Origin of the sequence: Gluconacetobacter brunescens, from assembly GCF_048695475.1 — a bacterium.
In the GTDB taxonomy this organism is placed as follows: domain Bacteria; phylum Pseudomonadota; class Alphaproteobacteria; order Acetobacterales; family Acetobacteraceae; genus Gluconacetobacter.
In genome coordinates, this window is the sequence record NZ_JBLHEN010000002.1 from 957,078 (window position 1) to 979,354 (window position 22,277).

Here is a 22,277-nt window from a genome sequence, read left to right on the forward strand (position 1 = left end):
ACCGGCGCCACAGACAGGATTCCCCCGATGTCACGCTCGCCGTCTCCTCACCCTTCGCCGCAAACCCTGGCCGTCTTCCTGATCATGTCCACCGCCATCGTCGGCCTCCAGCCGGCATGGGCCGGCACCGCCGCACCCGCTCCCGTCACCGTGCACCTGCGCGCCCAGCCCCTGGCGGAATCGCTGGAAGAACTGGCGCGCATCAGCGGGCGGGACATCCTTTTTGCCAGCGGCGACATCGGCAACCGCACGGCTCCGGCCGTGGACGGCACCCTCAGCGTGGAAGACGCGGCCTCCCGCCTGCTGCGCGGCAGCGGCCTGCACGCCGTGCCGCAGCATGACGGCGGCCTGCTGATCGAGGGCCCGTCAGGCATCGCGTCCCACCCCGACCAGTCCACCCATGCCGGCAAGAAGGACGCGGAAGAAGTCACCGTCATCCGCCGCGCCGAACGCCTGGCTCCGTCGACCGTGCCGCTGACGATCACCGAGCCCACTTCGGTGATCCAGAAGCGTTTCATCACCAACAACATCATTCCGCTGGCCAGCGTGGACGACATCATCAAGTTCCAGCCCAGCATCTGGTCGCAGAACCCCAACGGCCCGGGCATAGGCAAGGCCGAGACGATCAGCCTGCGCGGCTTCCAGGACGGCCAGTACAACATGACGTTCGACGGCATTCCGTTCGGCGATGCGTCAGACCTGCACCATACGACATCTTCCCTCTTCATCTCGCATTTTCTCGATCAGGTTCAGGTCGATCGCGGCCCCGGCACGGCAGCCACCCTCGGCAACGCAACATTCGGCGGCACGATCGGCTTCGACTCCCGTGAGCCGGCAAAGCATTTCGGCGTCACGCCTTACGGCACCTACGGCAGTTTCAACACCCGCGCCGGCGGCATCGAACTGGACAGCGGCAAGACCCGCTTCGGTTCCATGGTGCTGGACATGCAGCATGAAGAAACCGACGGCTACCTCACCGGCTCGGCCGAACGGCGCAGCAACCTGCTGTTCAAGGACGTGATCGCACTGGGCGAACACACGACCCTGACCCTGCTGACGACCTACGACAAGGAATGGCAATACACCACCCAGGGCGCGACGCTGGCCGAATATGCGAAATATGGTGACAATTACGGCCTGTGCTTCAACCGTGCGCTGCAATGCTATTACGGCTACAACCCCAGCACCTACCAGTCCGATTTCAGCTACGTGAATCTCAAGACCCGCTTCACGCCGTGGCTGACATTCGAAAACAAGCTCTATACCAACGGCTTCGTGCATGATTACACCGAATCGACTGACGCCAGCCAGAATGACCCATCCGCCAACGGCGTGACCTTCTATTCGACCGCCGGCAAGAAAATCGGCACTTACAGCACCGACATCCCCGGCAAATATGCCCGCGCCTCCTTCCGCGATTACGGCGACACGATGAAGTTCCGCGCGAAAACCCCGGTGGGCGACGTGCTGTTCGGCGTCTGGGCCGACGTGCAGGACGACCGGCGCTACACCTACGCCGTCGATCTCAGCCAGGGCGCCATTCCCGTGCCAGGCAAGAACGGTTCCGCGTACAGCTACGATATTTCCGACCTGAACACGACGGTCCAGCCCTATCTCGAATTCGACTGGCACCCCATGAAGGGCATGACGGTCAAGCCCGGCATCAAATATTCCTATTTCCACCGCGATTATGACGCGGCGATCAACAAATCGACCAAGGTGCCGCTGAACGACCAGCAGACCTTCACCTCCTGGCAACCCTCGATCGCGATCAACCAGATCATCCTGCCGGGCTGGAGCGCCTACGGCCAGATCGCGCGCGGCTTCCTCGCCCCGCCGATGAGCGTATTCCAGACCCAGAATGTCGGCAGCGTCAGCCCGGAAACGACGCTGAACTACCAGGTCGGCACCGTGTTCCAGAAGAAGCGCTGGACCCTCTCGGCCGACGCCTATTACATCGATTTCTCCAACTACATCGCCTCGGCCCAGATCAAGGTCCCGGGCATCGGCACCCAGAGCACGTCGGTCAACAGCGGCGGCGCAGTCTACAAGGGTCTGGAGATCGAGGGCCAGTACGCCATCGGCGCCGGCTTCTCGCTCTACGGCAATTACAGCGTGAACGACGCCCAGTACAAACACACGCAGGTGCGCGTGGCCGCCACCCCGAACGTCCTGGCCTCGTTCGGCCTGCTGTATGACAACGGCAAGGGCCCGTATTTCTCGCTGATCGGCAAGTTCGTCGGCAATCACTGGGGGCTCGACAGCACCACCGACAGCGACGGCCACACCGTGTTCGCCAACCAGTATCGCGTCGGCAGCACCACCACCGCCGACCTCGCCCTGGGCTGGCATTTCCACCATCTGGCCGGTTTCATGAGCGACCTGACCCCCAGCCTCAAGATAGCCAACCTGTTCGACAGCCACGCCATCAGCGATTTCGCCGGCAACCAGTCGGCCGCCAGCGCCGGCTACCCGGACGGCGCCCCGCTCTACTGGCGCCTGTCGGGCCGCAGCATCTTCTTCAACCTGTCCGCGACCCTCCCATGAAGACCCTCTCCCTGGCCCGCGCCTTCGGCGCCACCCTGCTCCTGACCGCAACCCTGGGCTGCAACGCCCGGGCGGCCGAAGCGCCCGCCGCCCCGACCCTGACCGGTGCGACGCTGGAGAAAATCGTGCTGGTCGCCCGCCACGGCGTCCGCAGCCCCACCAGGGCACCGGAGGAACTGAAAGCCCAGACCGGCCGCGACTGGTCGGCCTGGCCGGTCCCGCCGGGGCAACTGACCGAGCATGGCCGCGCGGCCCTGGCCGCCATGACGGATGCGCTGGCCCAGCGGTACCGCCAGTTCGGCCTCCTCTCCGCCACCGGCTGCCCCGCCCCCGGCACGGTCGCGATCTGGGCGGATGCCGCCGACGACCGCACGCGCCAGAGCGGCGCGATCATGGCCGACCATCTCGCCCTCCGTTGCGGCCTCCAGTCCCGCGCGCTGCCGGCAGGCCATACCGACCCGTTCTTCAACGCCGCCGGCACCGGCGCCGCGAAACAGGACGAAACGCGCATGACGGCGGCTCTGGAGCAGGCAATCACCCAAGACCGCGACCACCGGCCGCAGCCGGTCCAGGCCGCGCTGGCACGCCTCCAGGCACTCGTCGCCCCAGATGGCTGCGCAAGGCCAGCCGGCCCATGCCTCACCGGGGGGCTGACCCTGTCCATTTCCCACGGCACACCGCACCTCAAAGGCGGCCCGCTCCTGGCCTCCACCATCGCCGAGAACATGATGCTGGCCTATGCCGAGGGCATGGCGCCGGAGCAGGTGGCCTGGGGCACGCCGGACGCCGCTACCCTGCTGGCCACGATCCTGCCCGCGCACGGCTATGCGGCGACGCTGACCCGTCGCCAGCCCGCCTTCGCCGTCCCACGCGGAGCGGTGCTGTCCCGCGCCATCATCGACCTGATGACCGACCTCCCGGTCACCCTGCCCGATCACAGCGAAATCGGGTCGGACACACGGCTGGTCCTGTTCGCCGGCCATGACACGACGCTGGACACGCTGGCGGCGATCTTCGGTCTAAACTGGGCCTTCACCGACCAGCCGGACGCGACGGCACCGGATACCACCCTGGCCTTCGAGCGCTGGCGCCTGAAGGATGGCAGCCGCGTCGTGCGCGCGGTGATCCTGCATCAGACTCTCGAACAGCTTCGCACGGCCCGGCGACCGGATCTCGCGAGCAACGGCGCAACGATCCTGCCCATCGGCACCTGCGCGGGCGCGACACTCTGCCCGGCCAGGGAACTGCGCCCCGTCAGCGTTTTCTGACCAAACGGTCAAATTTTTCATTGCGCGATAAATACAAACTCTGCGATAGATATCTCGAGGTCATGCTTCATGACGGAGATCGTCTATCGTGGATCCGCGCCCGGACATTGCTGCCAACCGCCTGTCCCCCGAATGCCTGGCCATCAATTTCGCCGACGCCCATCCGCCGCTGACCGGCGGACAGGCATCGATCGAGGCTGATCGCTGCTATTTCTGCTACGACGCGCCGTGCGTGGAAGCCTGCCCCACCGGCATCGACATCCCCGGCTTCATCCGGGGCATCGCCACCGGCAACCTGGCCGGCGCGGCGCGCACCATCCTGGAATCCAACATCCTCGGCGGCTCCTGCGCCCGCGTCTGCCCGACCGAGATCCTGTGCGAGGGCGCGTGCGTGCGCACCGCGCAGGAGGAAAAGCCGGTCGTCATCGGCGCATTGCAGCGCCATGCCACCGACTGGCAGATGGATGCAGGCACCCAGCCCTTCCCCCGCGCTGCAGAGACCGGCCGACGCATCGCCATCGTCGGCGCAGGCCCGGCCGGCCTGGCCTGCGCGCATCGCCTCGCCATGCATGGCCATACGGTCACCATCCTCGATGCCCGGCCCAGGGCCGGCGGCCTGAACGAATACGGCATCGCCGCCTACAAGCTGCCGGACGATTTCACCCAGCACGAAATCGACTTCATCACCGCCATCGGCGGCATCACCATCGAGACCGACCGGATGCTGGGCCGCGACGTCACATTGGCCGATCTGGAAGCAACGTATGATGCCGTCTTCCTCGCCATCGGCCAGGCCGGGGTGCGCGCCCTGGGCATCGCGGGCGAGGATCTGGCCGGCGTCCTGAACGCCGTGGATTTCATCGCCGGCCTCCGCGCCTCCGCCACCGGGGCCGATGTCCCGGTCGGGCGGCGCGTGGTGGTCATCGGCGGCGGCAACACCGCCATCGACGCCGCCGTGCAGGCCCGCCGCCTCGGCGCCGAGGACGTCACGCTGGTCTACCGGCGCGGAGCCGAAACCATGTCGGCCACCGGGGTCGAGCAGGCCTGGGCGCAGGCCAACGGCGTCACCATCCGCCACTGGGCAGCCCCCCTGCGCATCGACGGCCACGACGGCGCGGTCCGCTCGATCACCTTCACGCGCGGCCGGCTGCTGGACGGCAAACCGGTCCACGACCAGGGCACGTTCACGCTGGAGGCCGACATGGTGCTGAAGGCGGTGGGCCAGCTTTTCCTGCCCGACCCGCTGGATCGCGGCGCGCTCACCATCGAAAACGGCCGCATCACGGTCGATGCCCAGGGCCGGACCACGCGCCGCCTCGTCTATGCCGGCGGCGACTGCACGCCCGGCGAGGACCTGACGGTGGTGGCGGTACGCGACGGCCGCAACGCCGCCGAGGCCATCCACGCCGACCTGACAGCCGCAACGGGAGCCTGAGCCATGGCCGATCTGCGCAGCCTCTTCGCCGGCATCCGCTCGCCCAACCCCTTCTGGCTGGCCTCCGCCCCGCCGACCGACAAGGAATACAACGTCCGCCGCGCGCTGGAGGCCGGATGGGGCGGCGTGGTGTGGAAAACGCTGGGCGAAGACCCGCCGGTGGTCAATGTCAGCAGCCGCTACGGCGCCTTCAATTACAATGGCGACCGGCTGGTCGGGCTCAATAATATCGAGCTGATCACCGACCGCCCGCTGGCCGTCAACCTGGCCGAAATCAAGTCGGTCAAACGCGACCACCCCGACCGCGCCATCGTGGTCAGCCTGATGGTGCCCTGCGTCGAGGAAAGCTGGAAACGCATCCTGCCGCTGGTGGAAGAAACCGGGGCCGACGGCGTCGAACTCAATTTCGGCTGCCCGCACGGCATGTCAGAACGCAACATGGGCTCGGCCGTCGGCCAGGTGCCCGAATATGTCGAGATGGTCACGCGCTGGGTCAAACAGAACACCCGCATGCCGACCATCGTGAAACTGACGCCGAACATCACCGACATCATGCAGCCGGCCGGCGCCGCCCTGCGCGGCGGTGCCGACGCGGTCTCGCTGATCAACACCATCCAGTCCGTCGTCGCGGTTGATCTCGACGCCATGGCGCCGATGCCGGTGGTCGGCGGCCTGGGCACCCATGGCGGCTATTGCGGCCCGGCGGTCAAGCCGATCGCCCTGCGCATGGTGGGCGAGATCGCCCGCAACCCCGCCACACGCGGCCTGCCGATTTCCGGCATCGGCGGCATTTCGACCTGGCGCGACGCCGCCGAATTCCTCGTCATGGGCGCCGGCACGCTGCAAGTCTGCACGGCGGCGATGCATTACGGCTTCCGCATCGTCGAGGACATGATCACCGGCCTGTCCAACTGGATGGACCAGAAAGGCTTCGCCACCATCGACGACGTCACCGGCCGCGCGATTCCGAATTTCGTCAACTGGAACCAGCTCAACCTGAAATTCAAGACCCTCGCGAAAATCGACCAGGATGCCTGCATCAAATGCGGCCTGTGCCACATCGCCTGCGAGGACACATCGCACCAGGCCATCGCCAAACTGCGCGTCGACGGCACACGCCGCTACGAGGTGATCGACGAGGAATGCGTCGGCTGCAATCTCTGCGCCCATGTCTGCCCGGTCGATGACTGCATCACCATGGTGCCGCAGCCGGTGGACGGGGTGCTGACATGGCCTCATCACCCGAACAATCCCGCACGGGTGGCCGAGTGAAAAGGCTCTTCTTTTTCTGAAGAAAAAGAAGCAAAAAGACTTTCATCCGTTCAGGAGCCTCGCATGTCCCCAGCACAAAACTCCTGAACGAATCACAGTTTTTTGGTTCTTTTTTTCAAAAAAGAACAATCCCTTCAAACATCCTTCGGCGGCTCCACCGGCAACCGCCAATCAATCGGCGTCATCCCATGGCTGACCAGGAATTCATTGGCCTTGGAAAAATGACGGCAGCCGAAAAAGCCATTATGCGCCGAGAGCGGTGACGGATGCGCCGCCTTCAGCACCAGATGCCGCGACTGGTCGACAAAAGCCGCCTTGCGCTGGGCATACGCCCCCCACAGCATGAAGACCGCAGGCGTGCGCTGTTCATTGACCCGGGCGATCACGGCGTCGGTAAACTGCTCCCACCCCCGCTTCTGGTGCGAGGCCGCGTTGCCGCGCTCCACCGTCAGCACACTGTTCAGCAGCAGCACGCCCTGCTTCGCCCACGATTCCAGATAACCGTGATGGGCAGGCGGAATGCCCAGATCGCTCTGGAGTTCCTTGTAGATATTGACCAGCGACGGCGGAATGCGCACACCGGGCCGCACGCTGAAGCACAGCCCATGGGCCTGCCCGTCGCCATGATAGGGGTCCTGGCCCAGGATCACGACCTTCACGTCGTTCAGCGGCGTCAGGTCCAGCGCCCGGAAATATTCCGCGCCCTTGGGGAAGATCACCTTGCCCCGCGCCTTCTCCGCCAGCAGGAAATCCTTCAGCGCCTGCATGTAGGGCGCGTCGAATTCGGGGGCCAGAGCCGTCTTCCAGCTATCGTCCAGTCTGATCGTCATCCCGGCATCAAGCGACGCCGCGCCGCAAAAATCAAGCCGTACCGCCCGCCCTCGCCTTGAACGGCGGGGGCGGAACAGGCTCAGGCGGCAACGTCCACCAGCACGATCTCGGCATCATCGAGCGCGCGCACAACCAGCGTGTCGGTCTCCGAAATCGCCGCGCCGTCCCGTGTGCCCACGGTCTGTCCCTCGATCTCCACGCTGCCCTTGGCCGGGACCAGATAACCCATCCGTTCCACGCCCAGCCGGTATTCCGCGCGTTCCCCCTTCTTCAGGGTCGCACCCAGAACCCGCGCGTCGGCATGGATCGGCAGCGCATCGCCTCCCGCGTCGGCATCGTAGCCCGAGGCCAGCGCCACGAACCGCCCGCCGCGCTCGCCCCGGGGAAAGGTCCGCGTGCCCCACGATGGCGCATGCCCCGCACGATCGGGCATGATCCAGATCTGGAAGATGCGCGTCGTGCCGGGCTCGCGGTTATATTCGCTGTGCATGATGCCGGTCCCGGCCGACATCACCTGCACATCGCCCGCCTCGGTACGCCCCGAATTGCCCAGATTATCCCGATGCGTAATGGCCCCCTCACGCACATAGGTGATGATTTCCATGTCGCGATGCGGATGGGTGCCGAACCCGGTCCCCGATGCGATGGCATCGTCGTTCCACACGCGCAGCGCACCCCACCCCATCCGGCGCGGATCGTAATAATCCGCGAAGGAAAAATGATGTTTCGCATCGAGCCAGCCATGGTCGGCGTGGCCCAGTTCCGCGAACGGCCGAACTTCGATCATCGTGATCGCCTCCAATATGTTGAATGTCTGGGCGGACCCTACGCCTCGGCCGATACCCGGCGATACGGCAGGGAGCGAAACCCTTCGTTTCCGGAATTTCCACGCCCCAGACCCACCAGCACCCGCGTCTGGACGGTCCCTCTCAGAAAATATATGGAAAGAGATCCATCCGACCGTTTCCAAAGAGGCTGCTCTTCATGCGATTGCCCGATTTCGAAGCCTGGGCGATTTTCGCGAAAGTGGCCGAATGGGGCTCGTTCGCGCGGGCGGCCGAGGATATCCAGCTCTCCAAGCCAACCGTCTCGAAGGCCGTCTCCCGGCTGGAACAGGCACTGGGCGCCAGCCTGTTCAACCGCAATTCGCGGCAATTATCCCTCACCGAGATGGGGCGCCACGCCCTGGGCCATGCCAGCCGGATCATCGCCGAAGCCGAGGCCGCCGAGGCGGAAGCCAGGGACGGCACGCTGAAACCCTCGGGCCTGATCCGCATCGCGGCCCCCATGACGTTCGGCGTCAAGCATATCTCGCCGATCCTGCCCGCCTTCCTGCAACGCTATCCGGATATCGACCTCACGCTCGATTTCAGCGATTCGATCGTCGATCTGGTGGCCGAGGGCTACGACATCGCGCTGCGGATCTCCTCGCTGGCCGATTCATCGCTACGGGCCCGCCGGCTGTGCGCGGTCAGGCTGCTGCTGGTCGCCACCCCCGCCTGGCTGGACGCGATCGGGCGCCCCACCCATCCACGCGATCTGGAGGCACACAAGAGCTTCGTCTACACCAACACCTCGGCACCGGGAACGATCCGGCTGCACCATGCGCCTTCCGGCAAGGATTACGTGCTGTCCCAGGCCTCACGCCTGCGCGCGAACAATGCGGAAGGATTCCTGCCGGCGCTCGAGGCCGGGCTGGGATTCGGCCTGTTTCCCGAATTCATGATCTGGGACAGCCTCCAGGCCGGACGCCTGGAAATCATCCTGCCGGACTGGCAGGCGCCCGCGATCGCGCTCTATCTGGTCACGCCCCCCAGCCCGCTGCGCCCGGCGCGCGTCAACGCCCTGCTGGATTACCTGGTCGATGCCTTCGCGCTGCCGCCCTGGGGCCGCCACGACGGCTCGCGGGAATAACCCCGCCCCCCTTCACCGCCGGCTGTCGAGCCCGGCGATCAACAACGCATCCGCCTCTTCCGGCGCCGGCCGTCCGTACAGATAGCCCTGCACTTCCCGGCATCCTTCCGCGCGCACCAGCGCAAGCTGGTCCTCGGTCTCGACCCCTTCGGCGACGATCCGCACCCCCAGGCGCTGGCCCAGATCGGCAATGGCCCGCACCACGGCAGCGCATTCCGGGCGTTCCAGCGCATCCCTCACGAAAGAGCCGTCGATCTTGATCTTGTCGAACGCGAATGTCCGCAGATGGGCCAGCGACGAATAGCCGGTCCCGAAATCATCCAGCGAAATCCGCACCCCCATCTCGCGAAGCGACAGCAACTCCTGGATGCCGCGATGCTCGTCGCTCAGCAGCGCCGTCTCGGTCACCTCGATCTCCAGCCGCTCCGCCGGCAACCCCGAGGCGGAAAGCGCCGCCGAAACGAGATCGACCAGCGTTCCCTTGCCCAACTGCATGGCCGACACGTTGACGGCCACATGCGCGTCGTCGGCCCATTGGGCGGCACTCCGGCAGGCCTGGTCCAGGACGAATGCGCCCAATTGGTCGATCAGGCCGCATTGCTCGGCCACCGGCACGAATCGGCCGGGAGAAATCCAGCCCTGCCCGGGATGATGCCAACGCGCCAGGGCCTCACGCGACGTCACGCGCCCGGACAGGATATCGACGATCGGCTGGTAGAAGACGAACAATCCGTTCCGGCTCGCCAAGGCCGATCGCAGTTCGTCTTCCAGGCGCACGCGCTCCTGCACCTGCTTCTCGAGTTCCGGCGAGAACAGTCTGGCGGTTCCCCTGCCGGCTTCCTTGGCGGCATAAAGCGCCATGTCGGCGCGCGACAGCAGGATATCGGGCTCCCCGCCATGCTCCGGCGCCAGCGCAATGCCGACCGAGGCCCCGATCCGGATCGTCCGATCGTAGTCCAGCTCGAAGGGTGCGCCGAGTGCGGTAACGATCAGGTCGGCCAGCAACAGCGCCTGCTGGCGGGAATCATGGGGCAGCAGCACGGCAAACTCGTCTCCGCCCAGGCGGGTGAGCGTGACGGCAGGGCCGTTGCAGACCATTTTCAGCCTTGCCGCCGCCTGCTGGAGCAGGGCATCGCCGAACTGGTGCCCGCGCGTGTCGTTGACCAGCTTGAAACCATCCAGATCGACATACAGCAGCCCGACGCGATTGCCGGGCGTGGCCAGACGGCCCTCGAGTTCCCTGCGGAACGTGATCCGGTTGGGCAGATCGGTCAATACGTCGTAATGCGCCAGATGCCGGATGCGATTTTCCGCCTCCACTTCCTTGGTCACCAGCGCCCAGGTCAGCATGGGCGCCATATAATGGCCATCCGTGGCGGTGATGGCGGAAATCTTCAGGTCCAGGACTTCGTCGCCCAGGCGGATGCGCGCATTGTGCGGCAGGTTGTTCGGGTCGGCGAGGATGCCGCGCTGATGGGCCGGCGAGCGGTGGAAGACGTCGATGGAGGTACCGATCAGGTCATCGGCACGGATCGGCAGCAGATGTTCGATGCTGCGGATCAGCGCGTTGGACATCTGGTTCGCGTAGTTGATGATATAGGTCTGCGGCTCCACCGTCATCACCGCCACGGGCATGTTGTCGATCATCCGCAGCAGCAGCTCCTGCTCCTTCGCCCGCCGCAGCTCCTCCGCCCGCGCGTTCACGGTTTTCGAAAAATCGCGATAAGTACTGGTCAGAACGACGAGCCCGCCGATCGAATCGACAACCAGGCTCATGGTGGCCGCCAGATGGACCAACGTCCCGCTGGCCGCGCACAGCACGAACAGCGTCACATTGGCAATGATCGCCAGCCGGATCGCCGCCACCCGCAGATGCGCAAGGCAGTAAATGACCGCCAGCGTGGTCGTGGCGACGAAGAAAAAGACAAAGCCGCGCGTCGCCTCGTCACCATAGGCATAAAGGGCCATCGCCCATGCGGCCTGGGCGATGGCCAGCCCAACAGACAGCCGGCTGGTATTGGCCAATGCCATCTTGGCATGACCGTGCGTCGGCTCGGCCCTGCGTGCCCTGAGCCAGTATCGCATCCTGAAGAGACACAGCACGCTCCCCACGGCAGGGCAGACGATCGCGAGCCAGCCGGGCACCTGTCCGGCAAAAACTGCGGCCAGCAGCCATATATCGACCATCAGAACCACATACATCGTCGGCAGGGTCTGGGCGCAGCGGCGATAGCGCGCCACGGCCAGCTCCGACGTTTCGGCCTCGATGCCGGCAAGCCAGCCTCCACGGCCGAAGGGCCAGTTGAGAGTCTTCATGCCCCGCTCTCAGCCCGCGTCCCGTCCACCGCGCCCGGTCCATCCGGGCCGCCCTTCAGCCGTGCGACCTGACCTTTGCTGATGATGTCATCCACCGTGACGGGATGTCCGAGCAGGAATCCCTGCGCTTCCTCGCAGCCTTCGGCATTCAGCATCGACAACTGGTCATAGGTTTCGATCCCCTCCGCCATCACCGGAATACCGAAGCTCTTCCCCAGCGCCAGGACGGCCCGGATAATGGCTGTCGTCTGGGCCGTCGCCGCCGAGGAACTGAAGAAGGAGCGGTCGATCTTGATCCGGTCGAAGGTGAACGACCGCAGGGTATCCAGCGACGAATAGCCGGTACCGAAATCGTCCAGGGCAATGCTCACTCCCAGCGCCCGGATCTGACGCAGCATGTCCAGCGACCGCGCGCGATCGGCGAAAATGGTCGATTCCGTCAGTTCCAGTTCCAGCCGTTCCGGGGCCAGTCCGGTCTCGGCCAGAACTTTCCGCACCACCGCCGGCAGGTCGGCATTGATAAACTGCACGGCGGAGAGATTGACGGCAATCGTATAAGGCGGCTCCCACGTCGCGGCTTCGCGGCACGCCGTGCGCAGCACCCATTCCCCGATCGACAGGATCAATCCGTTCTCCTCGGCCAGCGGAATGAACTCGCTGGGCGGGATCTGCCCCAATTTCGGATGCTGCCAGCGCAGCAGGGCCTCGTAGCCGCGAATGTTGCCGGTCGATACGATGGTCTGGACCTGATAATGCAGCGCAAGCTGGTCATGGCTGATCGCATCGCGCAGATCCGCGGCCAGCGCACGGCGCTCGCGAATCCGTTCGTCCATGGTGGGTTCATAGAAACAGACCCGCTGCAGCGGGTTCGATTTGGCGCGATACATCGCCAGGTCGGCGCAATTGACCAGATTTTCCCTGTCGACGGCATCATCGGGAAAGATCGCGACCCCCAGGCTGCCCCCTGACGAAATTTCAAGGTTCTCGACCGCGATCGGCTCCGAGAGGGCCTGTTCGATCCGGCTGACAAACCCGGAGACATCACCGGAAGCGCCGATGCGATAAAGCGCCGTGAATTCGTCGCCACCGGTACGGGCGATGAACCTGCCCGACTCCTCGTTCAGCATGGCCTTCATGCGCCGGCCAAGCACGCGCAGCACTTCATCGCCAGCCGAATGCCCCCGCAGATCGTTGATATCCTTGAAACGATCCAAATCGATGCCGATCAGGGCCAGCCGGCTCCCGCGCTGGGCCGCCAGCGCGATTTCGAAATCCAGCCGGTCGTTGAAATTCGCCCGATTCGGCAGGCCGGTCAGCGCGTCGTTCAACGCCATGCGCCGCAATCGTTCGATGCTCTCGGCCCGCGTGCTGTCGTCGATCAGGTAGCTGACCATCCCCATCACCAGGATGATCAGGCTCATGCCGATCACCGCCATGGTCATGATGCCCATGGCTTCGGAATGGGAAGGCGCCATGCCCTCGCCATCCGGAACGACATGAAAGGCCGTCATGCCCAGAAAATGCACCGACAGGATGGCGGCGGCGAACAGGGCCGCCATGGCATTGGCGCCCTTCGCCGTCCTCTTCAGCGCCATATGCAGCGCCGCCATGGCCAGAATGGGGCCAAGGATGCCCGACCCGACCACATAGGGCAGATCCCAATGGACCTGCCCATGGACATGGAAGGCCATCATGCCGACATAATGCATGGCCGCAATCGAGGATCCGAGCAGCCCACCACCCACCACGGAAGGCCATCTGATGACCTTGCTGCCGGCGGCGACAAACCCCAGAACGCTCCCGACGATGCAGATGAACAGCGAGAGCAGGGTCAGGAACGGATCGAACGTAACGGACGTTCCCGCCCGGAAGCCCATCATCGCAATGAAATGCGTACACCAGATGGCCACACCGGTCGCCAGGGCGGTCAGCACATACCACCCGACCCGCTGCGATCCATTCGTCTGCATGGCCCGGCGGAACAGGCGCGCCGTCACCCATGACCCCACACCGCAGAGAAACGCGGCGACCAGCACGATCCAAAGATCATGCTCGCGAAGGATGCAGGCGAATAAAGAACTCACCGAAACATGTCTTTCTTCAAATGAAAAAAAGCGCCCTTCCACCGTCTAATATCACTGAAGGAATATTCTTCAAGGTCTTATCCGGCACCAGTGATACTGAGTTCGGGCATATTCCGGCGCCGCCGGTCACGCAGGCCGCCCTCAAGGGGCCTGCTCAGTGCGCGGGCCCGCGCCGGTCATGCAGCATGATGGCCCTCAGCGCAATCGCCAGGTCCTCCCCGGCCGGGGCCTGCATTTCGGCCCGGCGCAGCAGCGCGGGCACAAGGGCTGCCGCCCGCGCCGGATCGCGCGTCCATACGCGCAGGAACGCCGCCAGCCGCCGGGCAACAGGCACCGGAAGCGTGCCCCCCGCCATGGCCTCGCGAATCTCGATCACGCACAGGCCCTGCACCATGACGGCCATGTGCGCGGCGAAATAGGCGAAAAGCCGCTCTTGGGGCACACCGCGCCCGGTGCGCACGGCCCGGACCATGCTGTCCGCGTTCGTCATCAGCCAGGCGCGCGCCGAAGGCATCCTCTGCCCCGTCGCCAGGCCGGGTAACCGCCCTTCCGCCCAGGCGATGGTGCGCCGCAGATGCTCGTCGGGCCGGAAGGGCAGCACGAGCCGGAACATCGCCCCGGCAAGGAACACTGCTGCCAGAAAAGCCATCGTCCCGTTCAGGAAGGCGCCTTCGTCATACCGGCCGGCATTGGACGGCCCGATCAGGACCGGCAGAAACATGTTGAAGGAAAAGGCGTGGTTCACCAGCCGCGGCGTCCGCGCGGCCAGGCCGCCGATCACCATCGGCACCAGCAGGCAGAAGGCCAGCATTTCCGGCGCGGTCACCATCGGCACGACCAGCAGCACATAGACGGCAGCAACGATCGCACACCACACCGCGCCCCGGGCAAAGCCGGCCGAAGCCAGCACCGGCACCTCGCGCGTCGCCAGCAGCCCATAGACCAGCACGACATACGCAATGAACCCGATCCCCGACGGCCAGGCCGTCACGTACCAGATCACCGACGCCGCCAGCACGCCCGCCGCCACCCGCGCGCCATTCCGCAGCCCCTGCGTCGCCTGCCGCACCGAACGGCTGCGAAACCGAAAGCGGTCCCCGCCGCGCGGCGCCGCAATGGCCTCGATATGCCGCTCCCCGCTATCCAGCATCCGCAGCACGGAAGCCCAGGGCGCCCCCGCCCGGATCCGCGCCATGGCCGCCAGCACGTCGGCCACGGCCGCGCGGGCATGGTCGGCCACCCGCCCGCCAGCGGGCCCCATCTCCAGCACATCGAATTCGATCCGCGCCGACGCCGCCATGATGTCCGACAGCAGGGCGCTTTCGGTCGCCGGGCCGGGCACGGCCTCATGCCAGTTCTCCAGCCTCCGCCGCGCCGTGGCTGATACACCGCGCAGCCGCGCCAGCAGCGCCCCCCGCGCCCGCTCGCGCAGGCCGGGCGAAAACAGCATGGCCAGCACGGCCTCGCAGAGAATACCGAGCGCGATATACGTCCCCCGCGCCATCGCGATGAAGAACGCATCATCGGGCGAGGCAATGCCATCCGTGGCGACGATGGCGGCCGTAAAGCTGGCGACCAGAAAGCCGTAGCTCCGGTACCCATCGAAAGCCGTCGCCAGCCCGCAGCACAACCCGGTCCACAAGGCGAGGCAGAGAAAGAACAGCCCCGCCTCCTGCGGAAAGGCGGCAATCAGCGCCACCCCCATGCCGCATCCCACGACCGTCCCCACCAGACGCCACCGCGCCTTGGAAAACGACTCCCCGCGCGAGGCCGTCGCCACGGTCCAGACGGTCAGCGGCGCCCATTGCGGGCTGCCCAGTTCCATCCACATCGCGATCAGCAGCGACAGGATGGCCGCGCACGCGGTCCGGACCGCGAACCCCAGATCCGCCCGCGCAGGCGCGAACAGCCAGCTCCACCGCCCCGCGATCACAACCGTCTCCACTCCCCGCTTTCGGCGGCGGACAGTGAGCGTGGGCGCAGGCGGCGTCCAAGTGATTCTCGTAATCAGGTCATAAGGCGCGCTTATGAAGCCAGGGCTCCCTTCTTTTTCTGAAGAAAAAGAAGCAAAAAGACTTTTAATCTATTCGGGGCCGTCGCATGCCCCGGCAAAAAACCCCTGAACGAATCAAAGTTTTTTGGTTCTTTTTTTCAAAAAAGAACGCCTTCCTACATCGTCAGCACATCCGTCAGCACCAGGCTGGACGCCACATGCCAGCACCGCGCCATCAGCGCGCTGGTCATCGGCTGCCGCACCCGCACCAGCCCCACCGAAGGCGTCGGCGACGGATCGAGCCGCCGGATCTGAAACGGCACGCCACCCGTGCGCGGCGGCAAGGCCGCCACCGGCAGGATCGCCGCCAGACGCCCGGCCCGCAGTTCCGCATGCAGAAGCTCCAGCGCATTCGTCTCGAAGCGCACATCGGGGGTCGCCCCCGCCTCCGCAAAGCAGCGATCGACGATCTGCCGGCTGCGCATCGAGCGATCCAGCAAACACAGCGGCAACCCGGCCGCATCCTCCCACGCGCAGCGCACACGCCCCGGCAGCACGATCCCCGGCGCGCCCACCAGCACATGCTGTTCCACATAAAGCTCGTGGGCCTCGAACGGCACCCCGGCCGGCAACTGGTCGAGATAGACGATCCCCAGGCCAAACCGCTGCTCGGACAACCCGCGCAGGATGTCGCCATGCGCCGCGACGGTCAGTTCCAGATGCAGCGCCGGAATCGCGGCCCGCAGGCTTTCCATCAGCAGCGGCGCCAGTTGCTGGGCCGGCGGCATGATACCGATGGCCAGGCTGCCGCCCGCGACCTCATGGGCAAATCCGGCCTCCTGCCGCAACCCGTCCAGCGCGGCGAGGCTCTGCCGCGCCCAGGCCAGCACCCGCTCGCCCTCCGGCGTCAGGCCCAGCACCCGCTGCCGGCGGCGGACGATGGTCACGCCCAGTTCATGCTCCAACTGCCGGATCGCCGCCGAAAGCGCGGGCTGCGACACACCGCAATGTTCCGCCGCGCGCGAGAAATGCCGAAACCGATCGAGCGCCACGAGATAGGTCAACTGCCGGAGGAACAAGACGCCCTTCCTTCACATTACGGAACGTCCCGTTCTCCTTGCCGAATACGCAGGTGCCGACAAGCCCCGGCCCCGCTCACGCGGTGAAGAAACTGCTGAACCCCTTCGCCCGCAACGCTCGCCGATAGGCGATGGAACTGCGATCGGCCATCACATGCGCCTCCAGCGTGGGGTCCAGCGGCAGGTTCTCCGGCTTCTGGGCCTCGACGATGGCGCGATCCTCCTCGAAGACCCGGCGATTGAATTCATAGACATCCTCGACCGGCAGATCCCGATCGAAATTGCGGCAGATCGGCGCGAACATCCGGGTCTTCCGCGCCGAAACCGGCGAGGCCGCGTTCATGATCACCAGCCGCCCCTCATCGGGAAAATGAATCTCCAGCGTGGCGGTAAAGGGCACATGCACCCGGAAATGGCGCAGCCACTCAAACCCCGGCCGCCCCCGATCCGACAGCCCGATCGGATAATTGCCGACAGAACTGCGATACTCGGCCTCGAAACCGGTCGGCGTCGGGGTCGGCATATAAGGCGGCACCACCGCATTATTCGGATCGGCGAAGGTCTCGGTGTGGACGAACGCGAAATGCGCCACGTCGATGAACCCTTCCACCTGCCGCCCGGCAAACCCCGCGATATCGATCCACGGACAGGTAATCTGCTGGAAGGCCGGGTCATCCCAATGCGGCATCGGCGGAAGGGCGGGCTCGCCCTCGGGGTCCAGACAGGTCCAGATCAGGCCATAACGCTCGACCGCCGGATAGGTCCGCAGATGCAGCCGGGGCGGGATATTATTGTCCGGATTGGCCGGAACATGCCGGCACCGTCCCTCGGCACCGAAAACGAACCCATGATAGGCGCAGGCGATGGTCTGGCCGTCGCCCTTGCCCATGCTCAGCGGCACCCCGCGATGCGGGCACAGATTATCCGCCACCACGATGGCGTCGCCCGTCCGATAAAGAACCAGCGGCGCATCCAGCAGCGTCACACCCAGCGGCGCGCGTCCCAATTCCCGCGCCAGCGCCACCGGATACCAACTGCGTGCCAGCAGCCGCCAATCCTCGGGCAGGAAGGTGCAGTCACGCGGCAACGCTCTCTCGGCCGGGGCCGAACTCTGGGAAACGGCAGACATGGGGGGCCTCCTGCAATGCGGGTCGGCCACCATGGTTTCATGCCCGGTGCATTCGCGTATATATCAGAATTTCATCTTTCCCGTTCGCAGAATCAGAGCACCCTTGCCATGCCGGCTTTCTCGCGGTTTCTGCTCTATTTCCTGGCCGTCGCCCGGCACGGCTCGATCCGCCGCGCGTCCGAGGAATTGCGCATCGCCGCCTCGGCGATCGACCGGCAACTCCTGCAAGGCGAAAAAGCGCTGGGCGCGCCGCTGTTCGAACGGCTGCCCACCGGCATGCGCCTGACGGCCGCCGGCGAGATCCTGCATGCCCATGCCCGCCGCTGGCACCGCGATTTCGAGGATGTGGCCCGGCAGATCGACGATCTGAAAGGATTGCGGCGCGGCCAGGTCACCCTGGTGGCGCCGGAGGCGCTGACGCGCTCCTTCCTGACCGGCATCATTGCCCGCCTGCGGCAGACCCATCCCGGTATCGTCCTGAATCTCCGCGTCCACGACAATGCCGAGATCGCGGGCCTGCTGGATGACGGCAGCGCCGACCTGGCCCTGATGCTCGATCCCGAGGGCATCCGCAGCCTGCATGTCAGGAACACGGCGCGGTTTCCGCTGGGCTTCGTCTCCCCGCCCGGACACGCACTGGCCCGACTGGCCTCCGCGCGCTTCTCCGTCTGCGCCGACGAACCAACGATCGTACCGGCCGCCCCCCTCGCCGTCGCCGCAATCTTCGCCCGCCTCGAAGCCGATTGCGCGGTCACCGCGCGCATGGCGACGACAAGCAACAATGTCCAACTGATCAAATCGCTGGTCGCCGCCGACACCGGCATCAGCCTGCTGAGTTCCCTGGACGTGATGGAGGAGGTCACGCAGGGCCTGCTGTGCTTCACACCGCTGGCCCACGCATCGGTCCATCCCCTGGCCCTGTCACTGGTCCATGATCGCGGCCGGCATCTTTCGGCAGCCGCCCGCCTGGTCGCCGACATTCTCGATCACGCACTGACCGATCTGGCGAACATCCCAGAAAATCCCGACGATTTTCGTTATAACACCAGAGTCTGAAGTCACCTCTTGGTGAAGACCCCGTGTCACGACCGGGTCAAACATGCCGGGCCAGGTTTCCTAAGCCAATGGTTCATAAAATATTTCCTGAATTTCCCGAAATTCATCCAAATAAAACATAATATATATTCATAACGGAATATATTGTCCTTCCCGCACGAGAATGCTGAGAATGACACCATAGACGATGCTTCCATGCATCCCTGAAATAATAACAAAGAATCGGCTAACGATACCATGCTTCTCGCGGTGGCTTTCTCGTGTCACATGCCCCCTTGTCCGGAAGAAAAACGCCGCGTGGAAAATCCGGTTTCCCGCACCTTCCGGAACAGACCGTGTGACACACGGATCATGATCGATGACTGGACAGTTTTCGCCCTGGCGCTGTTCATGGCTATGGTCTGCCTGACCGCGCGCGCCTGCCTCGCGGCCACCGGCAAGCCAGCGGTGGCAGCCGCCACCGTGAAGCAGAAGCGTCCGCTCGCCGAGGACAAGCTGAATCCGCTCTTCGACGGGGAAAGTCTCTCCGGCCTCCTGTCACCGCGTGACGACGCCCTGCGCACCGGCGATCCCAGCGCCGATTATTTCGCAATCGATCGGTCATCGGGCAATCTGATTCCACAGGCCCGCCCTTGGCGCCAATGGCTGAGCCAGCGCGGCTTCACCTTCGACATGATCTACAAGGCCGAGGGCATGGCCAATATCGACGGCGGCCTGTCCCGGGGCATGGATTACGTCCATGACCTGCGCGTGACGATGCTGTTCGACCTGGGCAAGCTGCTGGGGCTGGACGGATGGTATGTCCACGGCCTGGTCATGAACCGCGAAGGCCGCCAGGTCGGCTGGGACCATGTCGGCGAGCGCAACGTGCTGCTCACCGAACTCTGGAGCATCCACGGCCCGGCCGCCGCCCGACTGGCCGATTTATACGCCGAGAAATCGTTTCTTGGCGACCGGCTCAACATCAATATCGGCCGTATCGCGCTGACCCACACCTACGGCACCTCGGCGCTGCTGTGCACGTTCATGATGCAATGTTCCGCCCCGATGGCGATCCGCGAGCCGCCGGGCTGGAGCGTCTATCCCAAGACATCCTGGGGCGGCACGCTGCGCTTCCGCCCGCTGCGCGACCTGACCCTGCGCACCGGCATCTACAAGATCGCGCCAAAGCCCGAGGACAATACCGGCTGGGCCTGGGCCAGCGAGACCACGACCGGCATCCAGACACCGGTGGAACTGACCTGGGAGCCGTTCTTCGGCCCGCACAAGCTCGTCGGGCACTACAAATTCGGCTACGGGCACGATACCTCGCCCTACGCGGACATGATCGGCACCGTACCGGCCGCCTATCAGGGCACGATCCACCCGCATGCCGAGAAACCGCGCGACACGTTCTACATCGAAGCCGACCAGATGATCTACCGCACGCACGGCACGAGCCAGATGTCCGGCGGCTATCTCATGGCCGGCTACATCCACAACACGCCGAGCATCTCCACCTTCGCCGACGAATTCTATTTCGGCACCTCGCTGCTCGGGCTCATACCCGGCCGCCCCTTCGACCGGCTGGGCCTGATGTATTCCTATTACCAGATGAGCCCCCGCCTGGCCTACGGCCAGCGGCTACGGCAGGATGCGGGCCTGCCGCTGGGCCCGTACATCACGGGCCCGCAGACCCATACAGCGGTGCTGGAGGCCTATTACAGCATGCCCGTGCTGCCGGGCCTGATCCTCTATCCCGAATTCGAATACATGATGCGTCCCGGCGAGACCTCGGTCATTCCAAACGCAACACTGGTGGGCATCAAAATGATCGCCAATCTCTAACCCCACCGGTGGCAATCGCCAAAATATGATCACCAATCGCGGTAAAATTAAAATTAGGCGCATCTTCGACCAACCGGTGCTCACTACGGATCGTGCGGACAGCACGATCCGGAACAGAAAAGCGCGTGCAAGGGATGGAAACAGGCATGAATGACATGGCCGCCGCACCAGCGACGATAACGGAACAGTCCCAGACCTACGACGTGGCGACGGCCCGGCATGTCGTCCTGGCCTCGCTGCTGGCCTGGCTTCTGGATGCCTGCGATTTCTTCATCGTGCTGTTCACGCTCGACGATGTCGCCCGCAGTTTCCACGTCTCGCTGCAAAGCCTTCTGCTGGCGCCCACGCTCACGCTGCTCACCCGCCCGATCGGCGCCTTCCTGTGCGGCCACGCGGCGGACCGGTATGGGCGCAAGCCGGTCATGATCACCACCATCGTCGTCTATTCCGCGATCGAGATCCTGTCCGCCTTCGCCCCGAACCTCGCCGTCTTCCTGCTGCTGCGCACCCTGTTCGGCATCGCGCTGGGCGGCGAATGGGGCGTGGGCACGTCGCTGATCATGGAGAGCATTCCCCCCTCATGGCGCGGCACCGCCTCGGGCCTTCTCCAGGCCGGCTATCCCGGCGGCTACCTGCTGGCCTCGCTGGTCTTCCTGCTGCTGCCCTTCGTCGGCTGGCGCGGCCTGTTCATCCTCGGCGGCAGCGCGCTGCTGGCGGCCATCTATATCTGGCTGCGCGTCCCTGAAAGCCCCGAATGGCTACGCCGCCAGCACGACCAGAACACCGGCACCGGCACCGGCACCAACAAGGCCCCCAGCCTGTGGTTCATCGTCCGCAACAATGCAGCTTTGTGCGTCTTCGCAATCACCCTGATGGCCGCCTTCAATTTCATGAGTCACGGCTCGCAGGATCTCTACCCCAAGGTCTTCCTCGGCCTGGAGCGCAACCTGTCCCATCCTTCCATCACGCTGATCGTGGTGCTCTACAACATCGCCGCCATCGTCGGCGGCCTGTTCTTCGGGGTGCTGTCGCAGAAGATCAGCCGCCAGTACAGCATCGCCCTGGCCGCCCTCCTCACCCTGCCCTGCCTGCCCCTGTGGGCCCTGTCCCACTCGCCCTTCTGGCTCGCCTTCGGGGCTGTCTGCGTCCAGTTCTGCATCCAGGGCGCCTGGGGCGTCGTCCCCGCCTATCTCAGCGAACTCTCCCCCGCCTCGGTCCGCGCCACCTTCCCCGGCCTCGCCTACCAGTGCGGCAACCTGATCGCCGCCAGCAACGCCCTGCTCCAGACCGGCCTCGCCTCATGGTTCGGCACTGGCCTCGCCCCCGCCATGATGCTGACAGTCGGCGCCGCCTCCCTGGTGGTCCTGACCCTGATCCTGCTCAACGCCCGCCTGTACGGCCGCTATCGCCCCATTCAATGAGCGACGGCCATATCGTCTGGCAACCTGCCTGCCTTCGCCCATCTGCCGGGCGCGGAACCGAACACATCACATCCCGATAGCCGCCCTCGCAGACACATCGATAAG

General features: G+C 65.2%; 15 protein-coding genes. 8 read left to right on the forward strand and 7 right to left on the reverse strand.

Annotation, left to right across the window (positions count from 1 at the left end; all coding sequences use genetic code 11):
- Positions 1–27 precede the first annotated feature (27 nt).
- From ACMAUO_RS16655 to preA, 4 genes are all read left to right on the forward strand, one after another.
- A complete protein-coding gene (locus ACMAUO_RS16655) occupies positions 28–2,547 on the forward strand; it encodes a TonB-dependent receptor (RefSeq protein ID WP_420358045.1) in 2,520 nt (839 codons plus the stop codon).
- On the forward strand, positions 2,544–3,815 hold the full coding sequence (locus tag ACMAUO_RS16660) for a histidine-type phosphatase (RefSeq protein ID WP_420358046.1): 1,272 nt from the start codon (positions 2,544–2,546) through the stop codon (positions 3,813–3,815). Before ACMAUO_RS16655 ends, ACMAUO_RS16660 begins: the two co-directional genes overlap by 4 nt.
- A gap of 88 nt (positions 3,816–3,903) precedes the next feature.
- Complete coding sequence (locus ACMAUO_RS16665) at positions 3,904–5,250, forward strand: NAD(P)-dependent oxidoreductase (protein WP_420358047.1); 1,347 nt, start codon at positions 3,904–3,906, stop codon at positions 5,248–5,250.
- Between the two features lie 3 nt (positions 5,251–5,253).
- Positions 5,254–6,522, forward strand: a complete 1,269-nt coding sequence (gene preA / locus ACMAUO_RS16670; RefSeq protein WP_420358048.1) for an NAD-dependent dihydropyrimidine dehydrogenase subunit PreA — start codon at positions 5,254–5,256, stop codon at positions 6,520–6,522.
- A gap of 134 nt (positions 6,523–6,656) precedes the next feature.
- On the opposite strand, the gene ung is transcribed toward preA, so the two are convergent.
- Together ung and ACMAUO_RS16680 are read right to left on the reverse strand one after the other, a co-directional pair.
- Complete coding sequence (gene ung / locus ACMAUO_RS16675) at positions 6,657–7,352, reverse strand: uracil-DNA glycosylase (protein ID WP_420358049.1); 696 nt, start codon at positions 7,350–7,352, stop codon at positions 6,657–6,659.
- 80 nt (positions 7,353–7,432) lie between these two features.
- Complete coding sequence (locus ACMAUO_RS16680; RefSeq protein WP_420358050.1) at positions 7,433–8,140, reverse strand: pirin family protein; 708 nt, start codon at positions 8,138–8,140, stop codon at positions 7,433–7,435.
- A gap of 197 nt (positions 8,141–8,337) precedes the next feature.
- Between ACMAUO_RS16680 and ACMAUO_RS16685 the strand changes: the two genes are divergently transcribed.
- A complete protein-coding gene (locus ACMAUO_RS16685; RefSeq protein WP_420358051.1) occupies positions 8,338–9,267 on the forward strand; it encodes a LysR family transcriptional regulator in 930 nt (309 codons plus the stop codon).
- Between the two features lie 12 nt (positions 9,268–9,279).
- Here ACMAUO_RS16685 and ACMAUO_RS16690 read toward each other — a convergent pair whose 3' ends face one another.
- From ACMAUO_RS16690 to ACMAUO_RS16710, 5 genes are all read right to left on the reverse strand, one after another.
- Entirely contained in the window at positions 9,280–11,583 is a 2,304-nt protein-coding gene (locus ACMAUO_RS16690) for a putative bifunctional diguanylate cyclase/phosphodiesterase (protein WP_420358052.1), read from the reverse strand.
- A complete protein-coding gene (locus ACMAUO_RS16695) occupies positions 11,580–13,667 on the reverse strand; it encodes a putative bifunctional diguanylate cyclase/phosphodiesterase (protein ID WP_420358053.1) in 2,088 nt (695 codons plus the stop codon). Before ACMAUO_RS16695 ends, ACMAUO_RS16690 begins: the two co-directional genes overlap by 4 nt.
- 154 nt (positions 13,668–13,821) lie before the next feature.
- On the reverse strand, positions 13,822–15,612 hold the full coding sequence (locus ACMAUO_RS16700; protein ID WP_420358054.1) for an FUSC family protein: 1,791 nt from the start codon (positions 15,610–15,612) through the stop codon (positions 13,822–13,824).
- Positions 15,613–15,836: 224 nt separating this feature from the next.
- Positions 15,837–16,739, reverse strand: a complete 903-nt coding sequence (locus ACMAUO_RS16705) for a LysR family transcriptional regulator (protein WP_420358055.1) — start codon at positions 16,737–16,739, stop codon at positions 15,837–15,839.
- A gap of 76 nt (positions 16,740–16,815) precedes the next feature.
- A complete protein-coding gene (locus ACMAUO_RS16710; RefSeq protein ID WP_420358056.1) occupies positions 16,816–17,868 on the reverse strand; it encodes a Rieske 2Fe-2S domain-containing protein in 1,053 nt (350 codons plus the stop codon).
- A 108-nt stretch (positions 17,869–17,976) separates the two neighbouring features.
- Here ACMAUO_RS16710 and ACMAUO_RS16715 point away from each other — a divergent pair, with 108 nt between their 5' ends.
- The 3 genes from ACMAUO_RS16715 to ACMAUO_RS16725 all read left to right on the forward strand — a co-directional run bounded on the left by ACMAUO_RS16715 (position 17,977) and on the right by ACMAUO_RS16725 (position 22,172).
- Positions 17,977–18,924, forward strand: coding sequence for a LysR family transcriptional regulator (locus tag ACMAUO_RS16715; protein WP_420358057.1), 948 nt, complete (start codon positions 17,977–17,979; stop codon positions 18,922–18,924).
- A gap of 390 nt (positions 18,925–19,314) precedes the next feature.
- Positions 19,315–20,751, forward strand: a complete 1,437-nt coding sequence (locus ACMAUO_RS16720) for a carbohydrate porin (RefSeq protein ID WP_420358305.1) — start codon at positions 19,315–19,317, stop codon at positions 20,749–20,751.
- A 146-nt stretch (positions 20,752–20,897) separates the two neighbouring features.
- Positions 20,898–22,172 (forward strand): MFS transporter, encoded by a 1,275-nt coding sequence (locus tag ACMAUO_RS16725; RefSeq protein WP_420358058.1) that lies wholly within the window; start codon positions 20,898–20,900, stop codon positions 22,170–22,172.
- Positions 22,173–22,277 lie beyond the last annotated feature (105 nt).

Excerpts from the sequence above, each read along its gene's own strand:
- ACMAUO_RS16655 (WP_420358045.1), top strand. The coding sequence starts at position 28 with ATGTCACGCTCGCCGTCTCCTCACCCTTCGCCGCAAACCCTGGCCGTC.
- ACMAUO_RS16660 (WP_420358046.1), top strand. The coding sequence starts at position 2,544 with ATGAAGACCCTCTCCCTGGCCCGCGCCTTCGGCGCCACCCTGCTCCTG.
- preA (WP_420358048.1), top strand. The coding sequence starts at position 5,254 with ATGGCCGATCTGCGCAGCCTCTTCGCCGGCATCCGCTCGCCCAACCCC.
- ung (WP_420358049.1), bottom strand. The coding sequence starts at position 7,352 with ATGACGATCAGACTGGACGATAGCTGGAAGACGGCTCTGGCCCCCGAA.
- ACMAUO_RS16680 (WP_420358050.1), bottom strand. The coding sequence starts at position 8,140 with ATGATCGAAGTTCGGCCGTTCGCGGAACTGGGCCACGCCGACCATGGC.
- ACMAUO_RS16685 (WP_420358051.1), top strand. The coding sequence starts at position 8,338 with ATGCGATTGCCCGATTTCGAAGCCTGGGCGATTTTCGCGAAAGTGGCC.
- ACMAUO_RS16690 (WP_420358052.1), bottom strand. The coding sequence starts at position 11,583 with ATGAAGACTCTCAACTGGCCCTTCGGCCGTGGAGGCTGGCTTGCCGGC.
- ACMAUO_RS16710 (WP_420358056.1), bottom strand. The coding sequence starts at position 17,868 with ATGTCTGCCGTTTCCCAGAGTTCGGCCCCGGCCGAGAGAGCGTTGCCG.
- ACMAUO_RS16715 (WP_420358057.1), top strand. The coding sequence starts at position 17,977 with ATGCCGGCTTTCTCGCGGTTTCTGCTCTATTTCCTGGCCGTCGCCCGG.
- ACMAUO_RS16720 (WP_420358305.1), top strand. The coding sequence starts at position 19,315 with ATGGCTATGGTCTGCCTGACCGCGCGCGCCTGCCTCGCGGCCACCGGC.
- ACMAUO_RS16725 (WP_420358058.1), top strand. The coding sequence starts at position 20,898 with ATGAATGACATGGCCGCCGCACCAGCGACGATAACGGAACAGTCCCAG.